Origin of the sequence: Parazoarcus communis SWub3 = DSM 12120 (genome assembly GCF_003226565.1) — a bacterium.
Classification (GTDB): domain Bacteria; phylum Pseudomonadota; class Gammaproteobacteria; order Burkholderiales; family Rhodocyclaceae; genus Parazoarcus; species Parazoarcus communis.
On record NZ_QKOE01000002.1, the window covers coordinates 1 to 20225 of the forward strand.

At 62.9% G+C, this 20225-nt stretch carries 18 protein-coding genes; 9 read left to right on the forward strand and 9 right to left on the reverse strand.

Annotation, left to right across the window (positions count from 1 at the left end):
- Both DNK49_RS25300 and DNK49_RS03675 read left to right on the forward strand, forming a co-directional pair.
- A partial coding sequence (locus tag DNK49_RS25300) for a type II toxin-antitoxin system RelE/ParE family toxin (RefSeq protein ID WP_438616897.1) occupies nucleotides 1-501 on the forward strand: 501 nt, incomplete at its 5' end.
- A gap of 3 nt (nucleotides 502-504) precedes the next feature.
- Nucleotides 505-792 (forward strand): addiction module antidote protein, encoded by a 288-nt coding sequence (locus tag DNK49_RS03675; RefSeq protein ID WP_068804343.1) that lies wholly within the window; start codon nucleotides 505-507, stop codon nucleotides 790-792.
- Nucleotides 793-1003: 211 nt separating this feature from the next.
- Here DNK49_RS03675 and DNK49_RS03680 read toward each other — a convergent pair whose 3' ends face one another.
- Genes DNK49_RS03680 through DNK49_RS03695 form a run of 4 tightly spaced genes read right to left on the reverse strand, consistent with a single transcriptional unit; the run spans nucleotide 1004 to nucleotide 5430 of the window.
- Nucleotides 1004-3241, reverse strand: coding sequence for a hypothetical protein (locus tag DNK49_RS03680; RefSeq protein WP_133255080.1), 2238 nt, complete (start codon nucleotides 3239-3241; stop codon nucleotides 1004-1006).
- A 20-nt stretch (nucleotides 3242-3261) separates the two neighbouring features.
- Entirely contained in the window at nucleotides 3262-4227 is a 966-nt protein-coding gene (locus tag DNK49_RS03685) for a restriction endonuclease (protein WP_110522988.1), read from the reverse strand.
- Nucleotides 4228-4275: 48 nt separating this feature from the next.
- Entirely contained in the window at nucleotides 4276-4782 is a 507-nt protein-coding gene (locus DNK49_RS03690; RefSeq protein WP_110522989.1) for a hypothetical protein, read from the reverse strand.
- A gap of 6 nt (nucleotides 4783-4788) precedes the next feature.
- Entirely contained in the window at nucleotides 4789-5430 is a 642-nt protein-coding gene (locus tag DNK49_RS03695) for a competence protein CoiA family protein (RefSeq protein ID WP_110522990.1), read from the reverse strand.
- A gap of 11 nt (nucleotides 5431-5441) precedes the next feature.
- On the opposite strand from DNK49_RS03695, the gene DNK49_RS03700 reads away from it, so the two are divergent.
- A complete protein-coding gene (locus DNK49_RS03700) occupies nucleotides 5442-6572 on the forward strand; it encodes a hypothetical protein (protein ID WP_110522991.1) in 1131 nt (376 codons plus the stop codon).
- A gap of 372 nt (nucleotides 6573-6944) precedes the next feature.
- Here the strand turns inward: DNK49_RS03700 and DNK49_RS03705 are convergent, their stop codons facing one another.
- The 3 genes from DNK49_RS03705 to DNK49_RS03715 form a co-directional block, all read right to left on the reverse strand.
- The gene (locus DNK49_RS03705; RefSeq protein ID WP_110522992.1) at nucleotides 6945-7250 is read right to left on the reverse strand and encodes a type II toxin-antitoxin system RelE/ParE family toxin; all 306 of its coding nucleotides are present in this window, start codon (nucleotides 7248-7250) and stop codon (nucleotides 6945-6947) included.
- A 7-nt stretch (nucleotides 7251-7257) separates the two neighbouring features.
- On the reverse strand, nucleotides 7258-7530 hold the full coding sequence (locus tag DNK49_RS03710) for a type II toxin-antitoxin system ParD family antitoxin (protein ID WP_110522993.1): 273 nt from the start codon (nucleotides 7528-7530) through the stop codon (nucleotides 7258-7260).
- Nucleotides 7531-7636: 106 nt separating this feature from the next.
- Nucleotides 7637-8290 (reverse strand): HipA domain-containing protein, encoded by a 654-nt coding sequence (locus DNK49_RS03715; protein ID WP_120719288.1) that lies wholly within the window; start codon nucleotides 8288-8290, stop codon nucleotides 7637-7639.
- Between DNK49_RS03715 and DNK49_RS03720 the strand changes: the two genes are divergently transcribed.
- Entirely contained in the window at nucleotides 8171-8620 is a 450-nt protein-coding gene (locus DNK49_RS03720; RefSeq protein ID WP_110523291.1) for a MaoC family dehydratase, read from the forward strand. The genes DNK49_RS03715 and DNK49_RS03720 overlap by 120 nt on opposite strands.
- A 5-nt stretch (nucleotides 8621-8625) precedes the next feature.
- A complete protein-coding gene (locus DNK49_RS03725; protein ID WP_207806878.1) occupies nucleotides 8626-9516 on the forward strand; it encodes a radical SAM protein in 891 nt (296 codons plus the stop codon).
- A 10-nt stretch (nucleotides 9517-9526) separates the two neighbouring features.
- Here the strand turns inward: DNK49_RS03725 and DNK49_RS03730 are convergent, their stop codons facing one another.
- Complete coding sequence (locus tag DNK49_RS03730; RefSeq protein WP_110522995.1) at nucleotides 9527-10159, reverse strand: SAM-dependent methyltransferase; 633 nt, start codon at nucleotides 10157-10159, stop codon at nucleotides 9527-9529.
- A gap of 159 nt (nucleotides 10160-10318) precedes the next feature.
- Nucleotides 10319-12487 carry a catalase/peroxidase HPI gene (gene katG / locus DNK49_RS03735; protein WP_110522996.1) on the reverse strand — a complete coding sequence of 723 codons (2169 nt, stop codon included), beginning with the start codon at nucleotides 12485-12487 and terminating at the stop codon, nucleotides 10319-10321.
- A gap of 517 nt (nucleotides 12488-13004) precedes the next feature.
- Between katG and DNK49_RS03740 the strand changes: the two genes are divergently transcribed.
- The 4 genes from DNK49_RS03740 to DNK49_RS03755 all read left to right on the forward strand — a co-directional run bounded on the left by DNK49_RS03740 (nucleotide 13005) and on the right by DNK49_RS03755 (nucleotide 20224).
- Nucleotides 13005-15155: a hydantoinase/oxoprolinase family protein gene (locus DNK49_RS03740; RefSeq protein WP_110522997.1), complete on the forward strand. Its 2151-nt coding sequence runs from the start codon at nucleotides 13005-13007 to the stop codon at nucleotides 15153-15155.
- Between the two features lie 89 nt (nucleotides 15156-15244).
- A complete protein-coding gene (locus DNK49_RS03745; protein ID WP_211170795.1) occupies nucleotides 15245-17566 on the forward strand; it encodes a hydantoinase B/oxoprolinase family protein in 2322 nt (773 codons plus the stop codon).
- 23 nt (nucleotides 17567-17589) lie between these two features.
- The gene (locus DNK49_RS03750; RefSeq protein ID WP_110522999.1) at nucleotides 17590-18093 is read left to right on the forward strand and encodes an acetone carboxylase subunit gamma; all 504 of its coding nucleotides are present in this window, start codon (nucleotides 17590-17592) and stop codon (nucleotides 18091-18093) included.
- 145 nt (nucleotides 18094-18238) lie between these two features.
- Nucleotides 18239-20224: an AMP-binding protein gene (locus DNK49_RS03755; protein ID WP_110523000.1), complete on the forward strand. Its 1986-nt coding sequence runs from the start codon at nucleotides 18239-18241 to the stop codon at nucleotides 20222-20224.
- Nucleotide 20225 lies beyond the last annotated feature (1 nt).

A 20225-nucleotide genomic window follows, 5' to 3' on the forward strand; every position in this document is an offset into this window, starting at 1 on the left:
CCCATCCCGGCACCGTGGGGCCGGGGCGAGCACGGCGATGGGGTGCCAGCGCCCATGCAAACAGTACGTGCAACGACAGGGGTCGTGGCCGCTGACCCGGGCGAGGAAGGCTTCGGCCGCTTCGATGTCCAAGGGTGGGCTCTCGGTCTTCGCCACCGCTTCCCGCTTGCGCGGACGTATCCGTATGGATACACTTCTGCCATGAACACCTTCCTGCGTACGGACGATTTCGACGCTTGGCTTGTCGGTTTGAAAGACAATCTGGCACGCGCTCGCATCGTCCATCGCATCCGGTCTGCTGAACATGGAAATTTCGGCGACTGCGAGCCGGTTGGCGAAGGCGTTTCGGAAATGCGCATCCATGTCGGTCCCGGGTATCGCGTTTACTACACGCGACGTGGGGCAGCGATCTATCTGCTTCTGCTGGGCGGGGACAAGTCGTCGCAAAAGCGCGACATCAAACGTGCGATCGAGATGGCGCGAGCCTTGGACAAGGAGTGAACGATGGTCAAAACTGCCACCTTTGATGCTGCCGACTACCTGAACGATGAGGAAACCATCGCGGAGTATCTGACGGCGGCCCTGGAAGACCCAAACCCTGACGTGTTCCTCGCTGCCGTTCGTGATGTAGCGCGCGCCCGTGGCATGGCGCAACTTGCCAAAGATGCGGGTCTTGGCCGAGAGAGCCTCTATAAGGCACTTACGCCCGGAGCCAAGCCACGCTATGACACGGTGCTCAAGCTGCTGCATGCCCTGGGCGTGAAGATCTCCGCAACGCCAGTCCATTCTTGAGACTTGCGGTAGTGTCGGTCGCCACGCCCAGGCCATCGATCGACAGATCCGCCTGCAGTCTCACTCCGAGCTTCAATCTCTGCCGATTGAAGCTCGGGTAACGGGAACATTGCGGCCTGACTCTGCCCGTCAAGCCACCGGCAGGTCAGGCCAATTTGTGTGACTTAGCTCTCCGCCAGGTTCCGGAATACAGCAGTCGGCCATCTCGCCGCTAGCTCACGGTCGCCCAACACCCATCCACCCCTTTCCACACCTCCGCACGCTCGATCACTTCTACAAATCGAGGAGCACTGAACCCCTCTGGATACAAACTCTTCGACACTGGATCCTCCATGTCCGCAAGAGCGCTCTCACCAAACTTGCCGCGCAGGAGGCCGGCCGGATCCTGCAGGAGGTACGAATCATCCCGCAGTGCGATCAACACCTCTTCCAGCGACACCTTGAAAAACCCCTCGAACCGCTGGTGGTCGCACTCGATGGAGGTATCGACGATCCATCCTTGAATACACAGCTCCTCCTCGCCACCATTCAGCGCGAGCATTTCTGAGAACTGGATATCCGTTAGCGCCCGCTGGACCGCCGCCACCTTCCGCCGCAACTGGATGCCGGCCTTGCGGAGCGTCGTTGTCGAATGCAGCCACGCGTCGCGGCTTGATCGCCTCAGGTAAGTGGATTTAAGCTCAAGCACGAGCACTACGCCGTCACGGGCGCAGACTAGATCGACTTCGCCGGGGACCTCCGAGTCGGTAGGCGGCGGCGTCCAATTCAGGACGATACGGAACCCCCTCGATTCGAATAGCTGGCCGAGCCGCTCCTCGATTCGTTGCGTCTCCTGCCGGGCTTCGTCGCGACGCGCCCCCAAGCGACGCAGGTTGTTAATCGCGGCGGAGCTGTTGTTCTGTACCCCCACGACCCATGGCAGTTGTACGAGGAGCGAGCCAAGCTTCAAGACAGGCCGCTCAAATAGCTCCGGCTGCAAGCCGCCTCCGCCCTCGCGCATCCGCTTGCCCAGTTGCCCCCAGTCGCTGGTCCAGAAGTCCAGAATCGCTGCCGCCATCTGCAGGCTGCCGTTGGGACAGTCATCGCGCACCGTCCAACCAAGGATCTTTGCGATCTTCTCTGACCGATCGGACCACGTCAGGGGGAATCGATTCTGGAGCCCGTCAGCAAGGCCAAAGAATGCAAGGCGACTCAACGCCGCGAGCGTGTTCCTGCTGTCCTCAAGGTGCCCGGCAAACACCAGCAGAAAGTCTCGTTGGAAGAACGCGGACATCAGTTCAAGCGACAGCAGCGCCGTAAAGAGATGCACTTGCTCGCCGGTGTCGGCGGTCACCGTCTCATCGACGCCATACACCTCTGTCAGCCGAAGATGGGTCCGCATGGCAGCGATGTAGGCAGACTGGTTGGCCTCATGATTTTCGGGGCGACCGATGATCTTTCCTGCCTTCTCCGACGATGCGAAGGTATCCATCGCCCGGTAGAGCCAGTAGAGGTGCAGGCAATCGAGTTTTCGACCATCCCTCGACCACGCCGCCCGCAAATCCGGATTGATCTGTTCGATCTCCAGCCGGTAGTCGTGCCGCACGAAGCGGATTGCGTCGTCGTAGCAAAACGCCTCCGCCGAGCGCGAGAGGAATCCATTGAGCTCCACCTGGTCTGCCATGACCAGCGCGAAGGCCTCGACGATATCGTGCCGTGGCTGCGACCCGGACGAAGACGGAAAGATCAGCGGAGACAAATGTTTCCCGATTGACCTTGCAGCGTCAGTTTCCGAAACGCGCAGTGTGTGCTCCGGCGCAGTGGCGAGCTTCCAACGCACGAGGTCCGTGACGGCATCCCAGAACTCCTGGTCCGACGGGTACTCGTCTCCCTCGTCCAGGGTAGTCGTCCCCACGCTTCGCGGGACGAGTGTGTGGAAAGCATGAAGACTCGCGTATATGAGAAGTTCGAATGGTGTCAGTTCGGATAGCCTCGCCCGACTTTTCTCGAGCTCGGCAATGCGTAATTGATGAGCCGCCTCGAAAATTTCAAGGACACGGCAAAGCTCCGCGATCTCAGGCGCAAGTTCGGCCACCCCAGCCAACTCCGCGAATCGCGGGGATGTCGAACGCAAGACGAGTCCCGAACGCCGCACCGCGTAACACACGGTGTCGGGCAACGACTGCGCGAGCCTCGAGAGGAGCGGGATATTGGCGACGCGATCCTGCGAGAAGTACCGCACCAAGGCCAACGTGAAGGGCTCTGCGGCCCACCGCTCGGTGGGCACGGCACACACGACGGCACTGCTCCAAAAGGTCTCGTCCCGCTCAGCCTTCGAAATCTTCTTTTTCCCGCGCAGACGTGGCTTGCCATCCAGATAGTCTTCAAACACAAGCCGCTGGGCATCCTCGGGGGCTCTTCCCGACGCCTGCATTCGCTCAAACGCCGCGTCGTAGACGTTGAAGGGCATCTCGAATCCGGACATCGGCGCTAACCCTCCACGCCGTGACGATACGTGCGCTTGTCGGCCGCACGCATGGGCAACATCGAACGACACCTCGGGAAGCTTGGGCAGCCCCAGAAGGGCCCGCGCTTGCTATCGCGCGCCACCATCTTGGTACCGCAGCCCGGGCAGGTCGGCGTAGTCCAGTCTCCCGCCGTAGCAAACGCCAGAAGCTCCGCACGAGAGGTCTCGGTCAGACGCTCCAACATTGCTAGAAAGAGTCGGCCGTCGACCAAGGTGATCCGATTCTCGGCTGCGAATGCTCGCGCATCATCGGTGAAGCCATTCGGCGCCATGAAAAACCCCTTCTCGACGCTCTGGTGCGCCATGACACCACGCAGCTCGCGAATCAGCTTGACGCCAGCCGCCTGGCTCCATGCCTTGCATTGAACGATCGCCGTACAACGACCGGGATCGCCATCATCCTGGAACAGCCGGATGTCGACGCCGCCGTCAGCGCCCAAGTCCGTGGTCTCGGCCCGTATCCCCTTAATCCGGTAAAACTCGCAGCACACATCTTCGAAGCGCTTCCACTCGAGCCGATCGATAACCTCCCGTGTCCACTCCGTCGGGCGCTCTGGGACGCCGAGGGCGCTGCGCGCAGGCATGAGGGTCTCGTCAAGCGCCGAGAGCGGCGGATTGACCGCTGCCGACACCGGCTCAGTCCGCCTCAGCGCCCCGACGCCCACGCTCGACAATGAGCTCTTCGCCTGCTGCCTGGAGAAGCGAAGCAGGGAAATGCAGCCGAACACGGTGGCCATCGTCCAAGCCAAGGGGGTGACGAGCGCAGCCACCCCGCGCAGTAATGGCTGTCCCCCAAAGAGGACAGGCACGATCACCAAGGCACCTACTATGCAGAAGGCGGACATGCCTGCGGAGACCTTCCAGTCCGAAGTGAGTGCGATCTCGATCAGCCCCGGTTCGCGACGGGTTTTGCGGTAACGTCGATTCATGGCGTGTGATTATGCTCAAAGCAATGAGAGAAGGTGTCACGGGAATGGTCAAAGGTGTGAATTTCGCCGCGGAATTAAGGGCCCCCCGTGCGCGGAGTCCTCACGCGCCTGCAAGTCGGTCAAAAACTGGTCGAGGCGTTCGTAGCATTCCTCACCGCGCAGCAGGCGGGATTCCGCGATTCCGAAGTACACGCAATGGAGCCCCGCGGCGCGGGCAAACTCCGACAGCGCTGCGTCGTACTCACTGACGCGTGAGCCGGAGCCGGAACTCCCTAAGGTCACGAGACAGGAGCGATCGCCATGAGGGTGACGGCGCAGAAAAGCGATCGCATGGGCGAGGTGAAACACCTTGGGGTCGGGATAGGCGCGCGCCAGCACGGCGAGGCGCCGCGCAGGGTCTTTGGGAATGAGTCCCAAGGCGGGGTGAAAGACCATCTCCACCGCCCCCAAGTCGTCGTCCTCAACCGCATTCTCGGCTTGAGCGTCAGCGACCATGCTGACGCGGGACCAGCTTCCGGCAAGGTGCTTCCGTCGCAGCGCTTCGGCTTCGCGCATCTCCTGCTACAGCCTGTGCCGCAATTGCTCCTCGCCCACATGGAACACCCATTGCCGGATGCTCATATCGGTGCGCAAGCTAAGCTCCAATGTCGTGAGGTTCCAGTCCCCGCTGCGGTACATCTGCGACAAATCGAACTCAAGCGTCGACACCCGGTAGCCTTGAAGTCGGCTCCGCTTCGTATCATCGACTGCGTGCGCGACCTTCACCTCGCACCAGATCTGCTCTTCCTCGCCATGAAAGACCACATCAGGCCGTACGCGAAGGTTCGACCATGGCGAGCGCTCACCGCACTCGTCGGGAAGTTCTGATCGACGCACAGACAGGATTCGACCTGGTAGCGCACCTTGCCGTCTCCCTTCGTGAACGAGCAGTGCGGGCAGTTCAAGTGACTGCCACCCCCCGATGATCTGTCGAGCCGCCCGATGCAATGCGCTTTCGCGCCCTCCGTCGCAAGTCGGACGCGCTCGACCGGCAATGTGATGGGCGAAGTGATGGCGATTCTTCCGACCTTTCCGTGCCTGCAGTTCGGCGCCGCAGTTCGGGCACACACATCCGCACGCCAATCCGCGCTCCACCATCCGGATATCAACCACGCGGCCGGTCTTGAGGGATAGGGCAAAATCGAGACCTTCGTCATTTTTCATTGGAATGCTCCATGACTGCCAAAGAGGCACCCATGCTCGACGCCGAGCCCCAGCAAAACGAGGGAAGATCGAGGGAAGAGTCTGGAAAGAATGCGGAAATATCTGAAACGGAACAACTTTTTTCGCATACCATACTGCTTGCCCGTGCGGCCGAACTGGGCGCGGAAGCTGCAGCAAGCAGCCGAGAAAGTGGCTGGAGGGGAGACTGGCTGGTGCTTTTACAGGCGTTGTGCAGCCTCACCGCACGACAGGCCGCGGCTGGCGAACCCACCCCGCTTTTCACCGCCGAGCGGCTCCGCGAGGAAATTGCATCAATCCTCGGTGCTCCGGACGCACAGTGGTGGTCGGACGATTCCGATTCCGTGCGGAAGAAATTCGCAAACGCATGGAAGGTGCTGGAAAACGATTTCCATCGCCTGGATGGGCACCTTCGCGGACGGGCGATGATGAACCGAGTGGCGGGGCAGATCGTGCTCAATGCTCCGGCACGCCTGGGCACAACAAACGCGATGGGCTATGGTTTGAGCGTCCGACCGATCGAGCTTCCCGCAGCACAGCCGACCGTGGAACAACCCTCCGCAGCCGCCGAAGCAAACCGATCGGGAACGGCACCGTTGGAGATCATTTATCAGGAGGAAATGGAGGTCTACCCCATTCCCGGCCTCAAGCGCCCCTTGAAGCTTTCACTTCCAGGCTGGCGCGCCCTTATCCTCGTGGCGCCAATCATCGGTGCACTCGTCACGGGCGGTTTTCTGGCGTGGCTCCTACTTACGCTATGGATGTCCAACGAGGCGCCGCGCGTCCTCTTCCAATGGACGATTCTTACCTGCGTTGTCGCGGGCATGATCGCGTGGATCTGCCACCCCTTCTATGTGCTGATCAACGACCGGATCGTTCGTGCGCCGACGCTACTAGAAGCAACTCTCCCGCTCGGCCACGTCCTCGTGCTCCGCCGCGAGGGCGAAAATCGTGTACTACGGATGGTGCGATTTACCGCGAAATGCCCGATCTGTGACGGTGACATCACGATCGAGAAAGGACGACGAGGGCAACGCGGACGGCTCGTTGGCGAATGTGGCCGCAATCCGGTTGAGCACACATTCTCGTTCGACTTCATTACTGGCAAGGGGCGGCAGCTGTGAATGGAATGCGTAGTCCACTAGGCGCGAATAGATCACAAGGCTCTTCGTGCGATCATCACTCTCCGATGCCGGAAACCCTGGAGTTGGCAGGCAAGCCGCACGATCTCAGCTCCGAACTGCAGGAGGTCGACCTGACCTGCCGTTGCCGTGATACGTGAAGTCAGACCGCAATGTGCTACTCAGCTGTCGTTCGGCGACGGTGAACGAGAGCTTATCCATCCTGTGCTCTTATCTGGATGCGACCGAGGCGTTGAACCTACTCTCAGGATTCTATTCCCGCCTTCGGCCTGGTATTTCGCACCAATTCTCAAGCTGGACGCTTGCGGAAGGCGATCGCGAAACGATTCAAAACATGGCCTCTGCCGCGCGTTTTCAGTGCTTTGGCCAGTTCCAGATCGCGGGAACATCCCGGGCGTGGTGCAGGACGCGCACAACCGTGATCCCATCGTCGTCAACGAAATAAAAGAGGAGATAGGGCGTCGACGTCGGCCAACTGCGCAAACCGACCGCCAGTTCGTCCCGAGCCCGACCCATTCTCGGCTGCAAAAGCAGCGTTCGCGAATCGGCCTGGATCTGATCGAGCAACCGGTCGGCGGCTTCGATGCTGTCCTCGGCGACGAAAAGCCAAGCCTCGAACAAATCGTTTTCCGCACTGGCGGAATGTCGAACCTGGCTCACGCTGCTACTACGCGGGTCGCCGTGCGGCCAGTGTTGCCCGGCCGCGTTGCTTGATTTCGTTCATGTCGAGCTCGCGCACCCGGCCCGCCTCGATGTCGGCGACGCCTTGGGCGATGTCAGCTTTCAGGCTAGCGAGGTTTGCCGCCTGCACGCCTTGATAGGCCTCGAATAATCGCAATGCTTCGCGGATGACTTCACTCGCAGAGCTGTAGAGGCCAGATTCCACGTGCTGGCGCACCCGATTTTCCAGCTCGGGGGGTAAGGAGACGTTGAGGGACATGGCGCGCTCCAGTAAATGTCAATTAATGGCACAGTCTGCCATTAAACCGGCTGTCTGTGGGCTTGGATGCACGCTCCCACCGTCACGATGAGCCCGCTTTGCTCGATTAACCGGTGCGGGAATCTATCCCCGTACGTACGGACATGACCTGCTCCCTCCCGTGGCAGGAGCACCTGTTCCCGGGAGGGAGCAGGTTAGCGACAGGTTTCTGTCGCATTGCGGCTGCAGGCGCCAGCCAGTATTGCCCTGCAGCAGAAAGCACATTCTCGATGCTGGACTCGGTCCCCCGCTCGCCTACCGCCATCGCCTGATAGCCCAGCGAATGTGCCATGGGTAGCACATCGAAAGCAGGAGCGAGCACATACTGCTGCGCTTGGCCGACCAGCAGGACATGGTTCTTTTCATGGTTGTCGGTGTTGTCGATGAGGATGTTGAACACCAGGCGCCGGAACAGCTCATGCATCTGCGAACGATGAATCTCCACGTCTCCCCGGCGGCGCAGGAGTTGAGCCAGATTGGGGTAGGACAGCTCAACAGCCGCTGCATGGGCTGACAGCGCAGGCAATCGCCTGCCTTGCGCTCGGTCGAAGCGTCTGATGGCCAGGGCAACACCACGCGCAAACCCAGTACAATCGCCCACATGACGACCCGCTACCTCGACGACCTCGCACTGGGCGAGGTATTTACCACCAATGGCCTGACGCTGACCGAGGCAGAGATCATCGACTTTGCCTGGCGCTACGACCCGCAACCCTTTCACCTCGACGTTGGCGCGGCGGCGGCGTCGCCGTATGGCGGCTTGATCGCCAGCGGCTTCCAGTCCCTGGCGCTGTGCTTCCGGCTGTTCATCCAGAGCGGGGTGTTCCTGCAGTCGAGCATCGGCTCGCCGGGCATTGACGAATTGCGCTGGCTCGCGCCGGTGCGGCCCGGCGATACCCTGCACAGCCGGATCGAGGTGCTCGACCTGCGCCCCTCGCGCAGCAAGGCAGACCGTGGCATTGCCCGCCTGCGCTACGAGGCACGCAACCAGCGCGACGAGGTGGTGCTGAGCTTCATCGTCAATCATTTGTTGCTGCGTCGCCCAGCCTGAGCATCATGCTTCCCATCCGCTACGTCGAGCCCGTATTCCGTCCGCCCAGCGAGGCGGATTCCCTGATCCTGCCGGTCACCGATGGCTGTTCGTGGAACAAATGCACCTTCTGCGAGATGTACACCGCGCCGCAGAAGGCTTTTCGGGCGCGTGGCGAGGACGAGGTGCTGGAGTCGATCCGGCGCACGGGCGAGCGCTATGGCAATCAGGTGCGCAGGGTGTTTCTGGCCGATGGTGATGCACTGGTGTTGCCCACCCGGCGCCTGCTGAGCTACCTGGAAGCCATCCGCGAGCACCTGCCGGCGGTGCATCGGGTGTCCAGCTACTGCCTGGCGCGCAACCTGGCCAGGAAGACCGTGGCCGAGCTGCGTACGCTGGCTGAAGCGGGGCTCAAGCTGGCTTACCTGGGCGCGGAATCGGGTGACGACGAGGTGCTTGCGCGGGTCAACAAGGGCGAAACCTTCGAATCCACCCGCGCTGCGCTGGACAAGCTGGGCGAAGCGGGCATCTCCCGCTCGGTGATGATCCTCAACGGGCTTGGCGGCCAGGCACTCAGCAGACAGCATGCCGACAACTCGGCACGGCTGGCCAATGCCACCCAGCCCGAGTACCTGTCGACGCTGGTCGTCACCCTGCACGACCAGGGCCGGCGCTTCATGGAGGCCTGGCCAGCGTGGCAGGCGCTGGACCCACAGGGTCTGTTCGTCGAGATGGAGCGCTTTCTGTCTGCGCTCGAACTGCGACGCACGGTATTCCGCTCCGACCATGCGTCGAACTGGCTGGTACTCAAGGGCAACCTGGGGGCCGACAAGGCCCGTCTGCTGGCCGACGTCCGCGCCGCCATCGAGCGTCCGGACGCCGCCCCGCTGCGGGCTGCCTGGCAACGCGGGCTTTGAGCCTGCGCGCTCAGCCCCCCGGCTTGCGCGCGACCATGCCGATCAGTGCCGAGCGGCCGCGATGGCCGTGGCCCTCGTCGACGTCGTCCTCGTATTCGGTCAGCTCCTCGATGACCCAATCGGCAAAAGCCTCGCGCAGCAGCTCGGTGGTGTAGAGGTTTTCCACCGCCGAGGGGCCGCCGGTGCGGTATTCCAGCTGCTTTGGGGTGTAGCCCTGCAGCAGGATGCGACCACCCGGCCGGGTGAGCTGCTTCATTGCGTCAAACTGACGTTCGCGCCATTCCGGACCGACAAACTGGATGAAGATGCCGATCACCCAGTCGAAGGCGTCGTGCATCGAAGCCGGCGGCCAGCCGGGGGCCAGCATGTCGGCCTGCAGGCAGTGGACATCGACATTGCGCCCACGAGCCAGCCGCTGCGCCTTTTCGATGGCCACTGCGGAGATCTCGATCGCCGTCACCTCCAGCCCCTGCTCGGCCAGCCACACCGAGTTGCGCCCTTCGCCATCGGCAACGGACAACGCCGTCCGCCCGTCCTGCAGCAACCCGGCGCGGTGGGCCAGGAAGCGGTTGGGCGCGGTACCGAACAGATAGTCGTCGCCGGCATCACGGTAACGGGCACTCCAGATGCTTTCCTGATTCATCGGACTCTCCATTTTCAGATCCATTCCCTCCACCTCAAACCTGGCGGACTGAACCCGATAGCAAGGGGGCGGGCCCACCGGCAGGGCCCAGCGTAAACTCAAAACGCCCCCACCGTGCACAAGCACGGTGAGGGCGCGGACACGACGTGCAGCTTCAGCTTAGCTCAGATCGAAGCGGTCGGCATTCATCACCTTGGTCCAGGCGGCGACGAAGTCGCGCACGAACTTCTCCTGATTGTCATCCTGGGCATACACCTCGGCATAGGCGCGCAGGATGGCGTTGGAGCCGAACACCAGATCGACCCGGGTTGCCGTCCACCGCGTCGCCCCCGACTTGCGATCGACGATGGCGTAGCTGTTGCGCCCGGTCGGCTTCCAGCTGTAAGCCATATCAGTCAGATTGACGAAGAAGTCGTTGGTCAATGCCCCGACCCGATCGGTCAACACGCCGTGCGCACTGCCGCCGTGATTGGTACCCAGCACCCGCATGCCGCCGATCAACACCGTCATCTCGTGTGCCGTCAGCCCCATCAATTGCGCACGGTCGAGCAGCATCTCCTCGGGCTGCACGACGTAGTCCTTCTTCTGCCAGTTGCGGAAGCCATCGTGCAGCGGCTCCAGCACCTCGAAGGATTCGACATCGGTCTGCGCCTGGCTGGCATCCCCCCGACCCGGGGCGAACGGCACCTCGACATTGAACCCGGCCGCCTTGATCGCCTGCTCCAGTCCAACATTGCCACCCAGCACGATCACGTCGGCCACGCTGACGCCTGTGTCGGCGGCAATCTTGTCGTACGCCGCCAGCACCCGGGCCAGACGTGCCGGCTCGTTGCCTTCCCAGTCCTTCTGCGGCGCAAGGCGGATACGTGCGCCATTGGCGCCGCCGCGCTTGTCCGAACCGCGGAAGGTGCGGGCGCTGTCCCAGGCCGTGCTCACCATGTCGCTGACCGACAGGCCGGCAGCCGCAATCCGGGCCTTGACCGCAGCCACATCGTAATCCTTGCGGCCGGCGGGTACCGGGTCCTGCCAGATCAGGTCTTCAGCCGGAACATCGGGGCCAAAATAACGCGCCTTCGGGCCCATGTCGCGGTGGGTCAGCTTGAACCAGGCACGGGCGAAGACGTCCTCGAAATAGGCCTGATCGTCACGGAAACGCTCGGCGATCTTGCGGTATTCAGGGTCAAACTTCAGCGCCATGTCGGCATCGGTCATCATCGGCTTGCAGCGGATCGACGCATCCTCGACATCCACCGGCATGTCCGCCTCGGCGATATTCACCGGCTCCCACTGCCAGGCACCGGCCGGCGACTTCTGCAACCACCAGTCGTGCTTGAACAGCATGTCAAAGTAGCCGTTGTCCCATCGGGTGGGATGGGTGGTCCATGCGCCCTCGATGCCGCTGGTCACGGTATCACGGCCAATGCCACGGGCCTTGTGGTTGACCCAGCCAAAACCCTGGTCCTCGATGCCGGCACCTTCGGGCGCCGGGCCAAGATTGGCCGCGTTGCCATTGCCGTGTGCCTTGCCCACGGTGTGACCGCCAGCGGTCAGGGCCACGGTTTCCTCGTCGTTCATGGCCATGCGGGCGAAGGTCACACGCATGTCCCGGGCGGTCTTGAGCGGATCCGGCTTGCCATCGACCCCTTCCGGGTTCACATAGATCAGGCCCATCATCACCGCGGCCAGCGGGTTCTCGAGGTCGCGTTCGCCCGAATAGCGCGATCCCTCACCACCGCTGGGTGCCAGCCATTCCTTTTCCGAACCCCAGTAGATGTCCTTCTCGGGGTGCCAGATGTCTTCGCGGCCAAAGCCAAAGCCAAACGTCTTGAAGCCCATCGACTCATACGCCATGTTGCCGGCGAGGATGATCAGGTCGGCCCAGCTGATCTTGTTGCCGTACTTCTTCTTGATCGGCCACAACAGGCGACGGGCCTTGTCGAGGTTGCCGTTGTCCGGCCACGAGTTCAGCGGGGCAAAACGCTGGTTGCCGGTACCACCACCACCACGACCGTCGGCCACGCGATAGGTCCCGGCCGCGTGCCAGGCCATGCGGATCATCAGGCCGCCATAGTGGCCCCAGTCGGCCGGCCACCACGCCTGGCTGTCGGTCATCAAGGCCTTGAGGTCGGCCTTCAGCGCCTGCACGTCGAGTTTCTTGAGTTCTTCGCGGTAGTTGAAGCCCGGACCCATCGGATCGGTCTTGGCGTCGTGCTGGTGCAGGATGTCCAGGTTCAATGCGTTTGGCCACCAGGCCATCACCGAGTTGCTGCTTGCCGTATTGCCGCCGTGCATCACCGGGCACTTGCCCGGGGTGTTGTGTTCGCTCATATCGATCTCCTCATGTATCGCAGTATTGGCCCACGCTGGCTTATGACATCCACAACCCGACACCTGCCCGCCCACGCCTTGTCGGGGGGCTGTTTCCGGGGCTATCGAGTGGCTTGAATCATCCGCTCACAGCCTCAGGTTAGCAAAACACGATGAATATTGAAGCAATAGGGTCAATTGCCTGAAACTATTCAAGCTCTAAGTTTGACAAAAATCAATCTATTGCATCGCAGCAAACCGCCCCGCTGCCAGTCTTCCCTTCCTGACGCTGCCACGCCCGCGTACTGACGTTCGTTTTCCATACGTTCATCGTCTTACCGCTCGCCCGTTGCCGGGCCTTCACCGGCTTCGCAGCGCAGCACCCCATGAACGGACCGCCCCCTTCCGTCCTTGTCCTGACCGCCTTCTTCGTCATCTCGCATCGCAGCACCCGCACCTCGGGCACAGGCGTTGCAAAGGGAGAAGTGGCGCACCGCCTGGCGGGCACCACCATCCACAACAAGGAACGGAGACAAACATGGAAGTTCAAACCGCATCACGCGTACAGGTGCTGGGAATCGATGCCGGTGGCACGATGACCGATACCTTCTTCGTGCGTGAAGACGGCCGCTTCGTTGTCGGCAAGGCACAAAGCAACCCGGCCGATGAATCGCTCGCCATCTTCAACTCGTCGCAGGACGCCCTCGCCCACTGGGATCGGACCGTGGAGGAGGTCTTTCCCGAACTGGTCACCGGCGTGTATTCCGGCACCGCCATGCTCAACCGCATCCTGATGCGCAAGGGGCTCGATGTTGGCCTGATCTGCAACAAGGGCTTCGAGCAGATCCACTCGATGGGTCGCGCACTACAAAGCTACCTGGGCTATGCGCTGGAAGACCGCATCCACCTCAACACCCACCGCTACGACGAACCGCTGGTGCCGGTGTCGCGCACACGCGGGGTCACCGAGCGGACCGACGTACAGGGCAAGGTGGTGATTCCGCTGCGCGAGGCGGATGTGCGCCAGGCCACCCGCGAACTGGTGGAAGCCGGATCGCAGGCCATCGTGATCTGCCTGCTGCAATCACACAAGAACGAATCCAGCGAAGTACGCGCACGCGACGTCGTACGCGACGAGTTGCAGCGCCTCAAGGTCGACATCCCGGTGTTCGCGTCGGTGGACTACTACCCATCGCGCAAGGAAAGCCACCGCATGAACACCACGATTCTCGAAGCCTATGGCGCCGAGCCGTCGCGCCAGACACTGAAGAAGGTCAGCGATCGCTTCAAGAAGCACGGCGCCAAGTTCGACCTGCGCGTGATGGCCACCCACGGCGGCACCATCAGCTGGAAAGCCAAGGAACTGGCCCGCACCATCGTCTCCGGTCCAATCGGCGGCGTCATCGGCTCCAAGCTGCTTGGCGAATGTCTGGGCGACGAGAACATTGCCTGCTCGGATATCGGTGGCACCAGCTTCGACGTGGCACTGATCACCAAGGGCAACTTCGCCATCAAGTCCGACCCCGACATGGCACGGCTGGTGCTGTCGCTGCCCCTGGTGGCCATGGATTCGGTCGGCGCCGGGGCCGGCAGCTTCGTACGCCTCGACCCCTATAGCAAGGCAATCAAGCTGGGACCCGACAGCGCAGGCTACCGGGTCGGCACCTGCTGGCCGGAAAGCGGCCTGGATACGGTGTCGGTGTCCGACTGCCATGTGGTGCTCGGTTACCTCAACCCCAACAACTTCCTGGGCGGTGCGATCAAGCTCGATGTGCAGCGCGCACGCGACCACATCAAGGCGCAGATCGCCGACCCGCTGGGCCTGTCCGTCGAAGACGCCGCAGCGGGCGTGATCGAGCTGCTGGACCTGACCCTGTCCGAGTACCTGCGCGCGAACATCAGTGCCAAGGGCTACAACCCGGCCGAGTTCACCTGCTTCTCCTACGGTGGCGCTGGCCCGGTACACACCTACGGCTACACCGAAGGCGTCGGCTTCAAGGACGTCGTGGTACCGGCATGGGCGGCCGGCTTCTCCGCCTTTGGTTGCGCCTGCGCCGACTTCGAGTACCGCTATGACAAGTCGGTGGACCTTGGCGTCAGCCAGCATGCGGGCGACGCCGACAAGGCCGCCGCCTGCAGCACCTTGCAGGACGCCTGGAGCGAGCTTGCGGTGAAAGTCATCGATGAGTTCGTGATCAATGGCTACAAGGCCGAAGACGTGATCCTGATCCCGGGCTACAAGATGCAGTACATGGGTCAGCTGAACGATCTCGAGATCGCGTCACCGGTCACGACCGCTGCAACCGCTGCCGACTGGGACCGCATCGTCGAGGCGTTCGAAAACACCTATGGCCGCGTCTATGCCAGCTCGGCGCGCTCTCCGGAACTGGGCTTCTCGATCACGGGCGCAATCCTGCGCGGCACGGTGGTGACGCAGAAACCCGTGTTGCCCGAAGACCCCGACGCCGGCCCGACGCCGCCGCCGGAAGCCTATCTCGGCACCCGTCCTTTCTATCGTCACAAGAAATGGGTCAACGCCGCCCTGTGGAGGATGGAGGCGCTCAAGGCCGGCAACCACATCGTGGGCCCCGCGATCATCGAATCGGATGCCACCACCTTCGTCGTACCTGACGGCTTCGAAACCCGGGTCGACAAGCATCGCCTCTTCCACCTGAAGGAAATCCGGTAGTCGCCGGGCAGCCCCGGGACGACCGGCTCCCCCAGGGGGCAAGGTCATGAAACGCCCGGGACACAACCAATTCTGAGGACATCCCGATCATGAAAATGAGCAACAAGGAAATCGGCTTCGCCGACCTGCTGAAGAACGGTCAGACGCTGAAGCAGTTCCGCGACGGCATCATCGAACGCACCAATGCCACCGGCCACTACAACGGCCAGACCACACTGGCGTTTCGCGACAGTGACCCGATTGGCTACGAGAAGCTGTTCTCGAAGCTGCGTGGCGGTCTGGTCCATGCACGCGAAACCGCCAAGAAGATCGCCGCCAGCCCGATCGTCGAGCAGGAAGGCGAGCTGTGCTTCACGCTGTACAACGCGGTCGGCGACTGCGTGCTGACCTCCACCGGCATCATCATCCACGTCGGCACCATGGGCGCGGCGATCAAGTACATGATCGAAAACAACTGGGAGGCCAACCCCGGCATCAACCCAGGCGACATGTTCACCAACAACGACTGCTCGATCGGCAACGTCCACCCCTGCGACATCGCCACCATCGTGCCGATCTTCTGGGAAGGGCGGCTGATCGGCTGGGTGGGCGGCGTGACCCACGTCATCGACACCGGCGCGGTCACGCCGGGATCGATGTCCACCGGCCAGACCCAGCGCTTTGGCGACGGCTACATGATCACCTGCCGCAAGACCGGCATCAACGACGAGCCGCTGCGCGACTGGCTGCACGAGTCGCAGCGCTCGGTACGCACGCCCAAGTACTGGATCCTGGACGAGCGCACCCGCATTGCCGGCTGCCACATGATCCGCGACCTGGTCGAAGAGGTGATCCGCGCCGACGGCATCGAGGCCTATGAGAAGTTCGCCTATGAGGTGATCGAGGAAGGACGCCGCGGACTGCAGAGCCGCATCAAGGCCATGACCCTGCCCGGCAAGTATCGCAAGGTGTCCTTTGTTGACGTACCGTACAAGCACGACGACGTACAGGTCTCCAACGCCTTCGCCAAGCTCGACTCGATCATGCACTCGCCGTGCGAGATGACGATCAAGCCTGACGGCAAGTGGCGGCTCGACTTCGAAGGCGCCAGCCGTTGGGGCTGGCACACCTTCAACGCCCACCAGGTGGCCTTCACCTCCGGCATCTGGGTGATGATGTGCCAGACCCTGGTGCCCACCCAGCGCATCAACGACGGCGCCTACTTTGCCACCGAGTTCCGCCTGCCCAAGGGCACCTGGTGCAACCCGGACGACCGCCGCACCGGCCACGCCTACGCGTGGCACTTCCTGGTCTCGGGCTGGGCGGCGCTGTGGCGCGGGCTGTCGCAGTCCTACTTCAGCCGCGGCTTTCTGGAAGAGGTCAACGCCGGCAATGCCAACACCTCCAACTGGCTGCAGGGCGGCGGCATCAACCAGGACGGCGAAATCCACGCGGTGAATAGTTTCGAAGCATCGAGCTGCGGCACCGGCGCCTGCGCGATCAAGGACGGTCTCAACCACGCCGCCGCGATCTGGAACCCCGAAGGCGACATGGGCGACATCGAGATCTGGGAGATGGCCGAACCCCTGCTTTACCTCGGGCGCAACGTCAAGGCCAACTCCGGCGGCTACGGCAAGTACCGCGGCGGTTGCGGCTTCGAAACCCTGCGCATGGTGTGGAACGCGCAGGACTGGACCATGTTCTTCATGGGCAACGGCTTCATGAACAGCGACTGGGGCATGATGGGCGGCTACCCCTCGGCCACCGGCTACCGTTTCGAAGCGCACAAGACCGGGCTGGAACAGCGCATTGCCATTGGCGATTCGCTGCCGCTGGGCGGCGATCTCGATCCGGACAACCCGGACTACGAACGCCACATCGACGCCACCGCAAGCGTCAAACGCGACAAGCAGTGCATCACCACCGAAGACTGCTACGCCAACCACGATCTGTACCTCAACTACCTGCGCGGCGGCCCCGGCTTTGGCGACCCGATCGACCGTGACCCGAAGGCCATCGAGAACGACCTCAACCAGACATTCCTGCTGCCGGAGTACGCGCAAAAGGTCTATGGCGCGGTCTTCACCCAGGATGCCAAAGGGGTCTTCACCGTCGATGCCGCCAAGACCCAGGCGCGTCGTGCGGAGATCCGCAAGGAGCGCCTCGCCCGCGCCCTGCCGACCCGTGAATGGATGAAGGAAGAGCGCGAACGCATCGTGAACAAGCACGCCGCGGTGCAGGTGAAGCACATGTTCGCCACCAGCTTCGCCCTGTCCGAGAAGTTCACGCAGCAGTTCAAGGACTTCTGGAGCCTGCCGGCCGACTGGCAGTTGCTGGAATCCGAACTCGGCGTGCCGTCCTACGGCGCCACCCACCGCATGGACCTTTCGCTGCTGCCCGACGTCACCACCGTCGTCCAGGTCGAAGAATGATCACCGCATCAAGGAGCTGAAAAATGACTACCTACACCGATGAACAGGTCGCGCACCTCACCGAAGGCTCGCTCGACTGGGAAACCACCTTCCGCATGCTGTCGATGCCCAAGGACCACAGCCGTTTCGAGCAGTACCTGAAGGCGCTGCAGGCCAAAGTGCCCTTCAAGGAGCGGATCGTGCTGCCGCTCGGCCCCCACCTCTACATCGTGCAGAACGCCGCAAAGCAGTGGGTCACCCAGTGCGATTGCGGCCATGTGTTCGGCGACTACCGCGAAAACTGGAAGCTCAACGCGGCCGTCTATGTGCGCGACACCGAAGAAGCCATGACCGAAGTGTATCCGCGGCTGATGGCGCCGGACACCCAGTGGCAGGTCTATCGCGAGTACTACTGCCCCAGCTGCGGCGCCATGCACGATGTCGAGGCCCCCACCCCGTGGTATCCGGTGATCCACGACTTCGAGCCCGACATCGAGGCCTTCTATCGCGACTGGCTCGGCCTGCCCATCCCTGAAAAAGCGGCCTGATCCCGTCCGGCGCGCCTGACCGCGCGCCAAGGTGCTTCCCCTCCGGCCGGTACGGCGCGGCAACGCGGTGTACCGGCATTTTTTCGGATGTACGCCAACACCCCTACCACGCAAGGTCTGCGGGACAGACAACAAGGACACCAGCATGAACACCTATCTCGCCAGCGCCCCCCGTTTTGCCGACACTGCGCTGTTTCGATTCCTCCAGCACTACGGCCATGCCGACCTCGACGCATTGCAACTGTGCGCCCGCGAGGAACCCGGCCGCTTCTGGGCAGAGGTGGAAGACGCCCTGGGCCTGCGCTGGACACGCCGCTACCGCCAGGTGTGCGACCTGTCTGCCGGGCCAGCCTGGCCGCGCTGGTTCGTCGACGGCGAACTCGACCTTCATGACAATCTTGTCGGCCGTACTGCCAGCACCCATCCACAACGCCCGGCGCTGATCTGGGAAGGCGACGACGGCAGCCATCGCGAGCTGAGCTATGCCGAACTCGATCATGCCGCACGACGGCTGGCCACCGGACTGTCCCGCCTGGGTATCGGCGCAGGTGACCGCATCGCGATGTACCTGCCAATGGTCCCCGAAACTGCCGTCCTCTTCCTTGCCGCGGCACGCCTCGGCGCCATCGTGCTGCCACTGTTCTCCGGCTATGGCGCCGACGCCGTGGCCAGCCGGCTCGCCGACAGCGGCGCCCAGCTGCTGGTCTGTGCGGACGGCTTCATGCGCAGGGGGCGACAGGTCGACATGCTGGCGGAAGCCCGCCGCGCTGCCGCCATGACCGCCCCTCTCGCACATTTGCTCGTCGTGCCTCGCCTCGGGACGAACCTGACCCCACCCGATGTGTCGCACTGGACGGAATCGAGCTGGGCCGATCTGCTCGCAGACAGCGATCCGGCACCGGGCCCAGCCACTCACCCCGCCGACACGCCACTGCTGATCCTGTACACCTCCGGCACCACCGGGCGCCCAAAAGGGGTGGTGCACACCCATGCCGGCTTTCCCTTGAAAGCTGCGCAGGACATGCTGATGGCTTTTGACCTGAACCCCGCCGACCGCCTGCTGTGGATCACCGACATGGGCTGGATGATGGGTCCGTGGCTGGTCTTCGGCGGCCTGCTGCGCGGTGCCACGCTGGTGCTCTTCGAAGGCACCCCCGACTACCCGCATCCCCGGCGCATCTGGGAACTGGTCGCACACCACCGTCTCACCCACCTCGGCCTGTCCCCCACCCTGGTACGCCTGCTGATGACAAGCGGCGACGCCGGTCTGCCCGAACCCGGACAGCTCGACAGCCTGCGCATCTTCGGCTCCACTGGCGAACCCTGGAACGACGATCCGTGGCACTGGCTGTTCGAGCAGGTGGGCGGGCAGCGCTGCCCGATCATCAACTACTCGGGCGGCACTGAAATAGGTGGCGGCATCCTCGCGTGCTTTGCCGGGCTGCCGCAGAAGCCCTGTGGTTTCACCGCACCTATCCCGGGCATGATTGCCGACGTGGTCGATGCTGCGGGCCATTCGCGCCATGCCGGCGGCCCTGCGGACGAGGTCGGCGAGCTCGTCCTGCGCGCACCGTGGCCCGGGATGCCACAGGGTTTCTGGCGTGACGATGCGCGCTATCTCGACGCCTACTGGTCGCGATTTCCCGGTATCTGGGTGCATGGTGACTGGGCGCGGGTGGACGTCGACGGACACTGGTTCATCCAGGGACGCAGCGACGACACACTGAAGATCGCCGGCAAGCGCGTTGGCCCCGCTGATTATGAATCCGCCCTGGTCACCCACCCCGCGGTAGCCGAAGCCGTCGCAATCGGCGTACCCGATGAAGTGAAGGGAGAAGCCGCGCACTGCTTCGTCACCCTGGTCGCCCCCATTGGCCGGGGCAGCCGCCGCTGGCGCGAGCTCGAAACCGACCTCATCGCCCACCTTGCAGCCCGCCTGGGCAAGGCACTTGCCCCCGCGCGGATCCATCAGGTCAGCACACTGCCGCGCACACGCAACGGCAAGATCCTGCGCCGCATGGTCAAGGCGATCTGGCTTGATCAGGCCCTTGGCGATACGGCCGCACTGGAGAACCCCGAGGCTCTCGACGCCCTGCGTCAATGCCGCGAGACGCTCGAGGCCGATGCCTGAA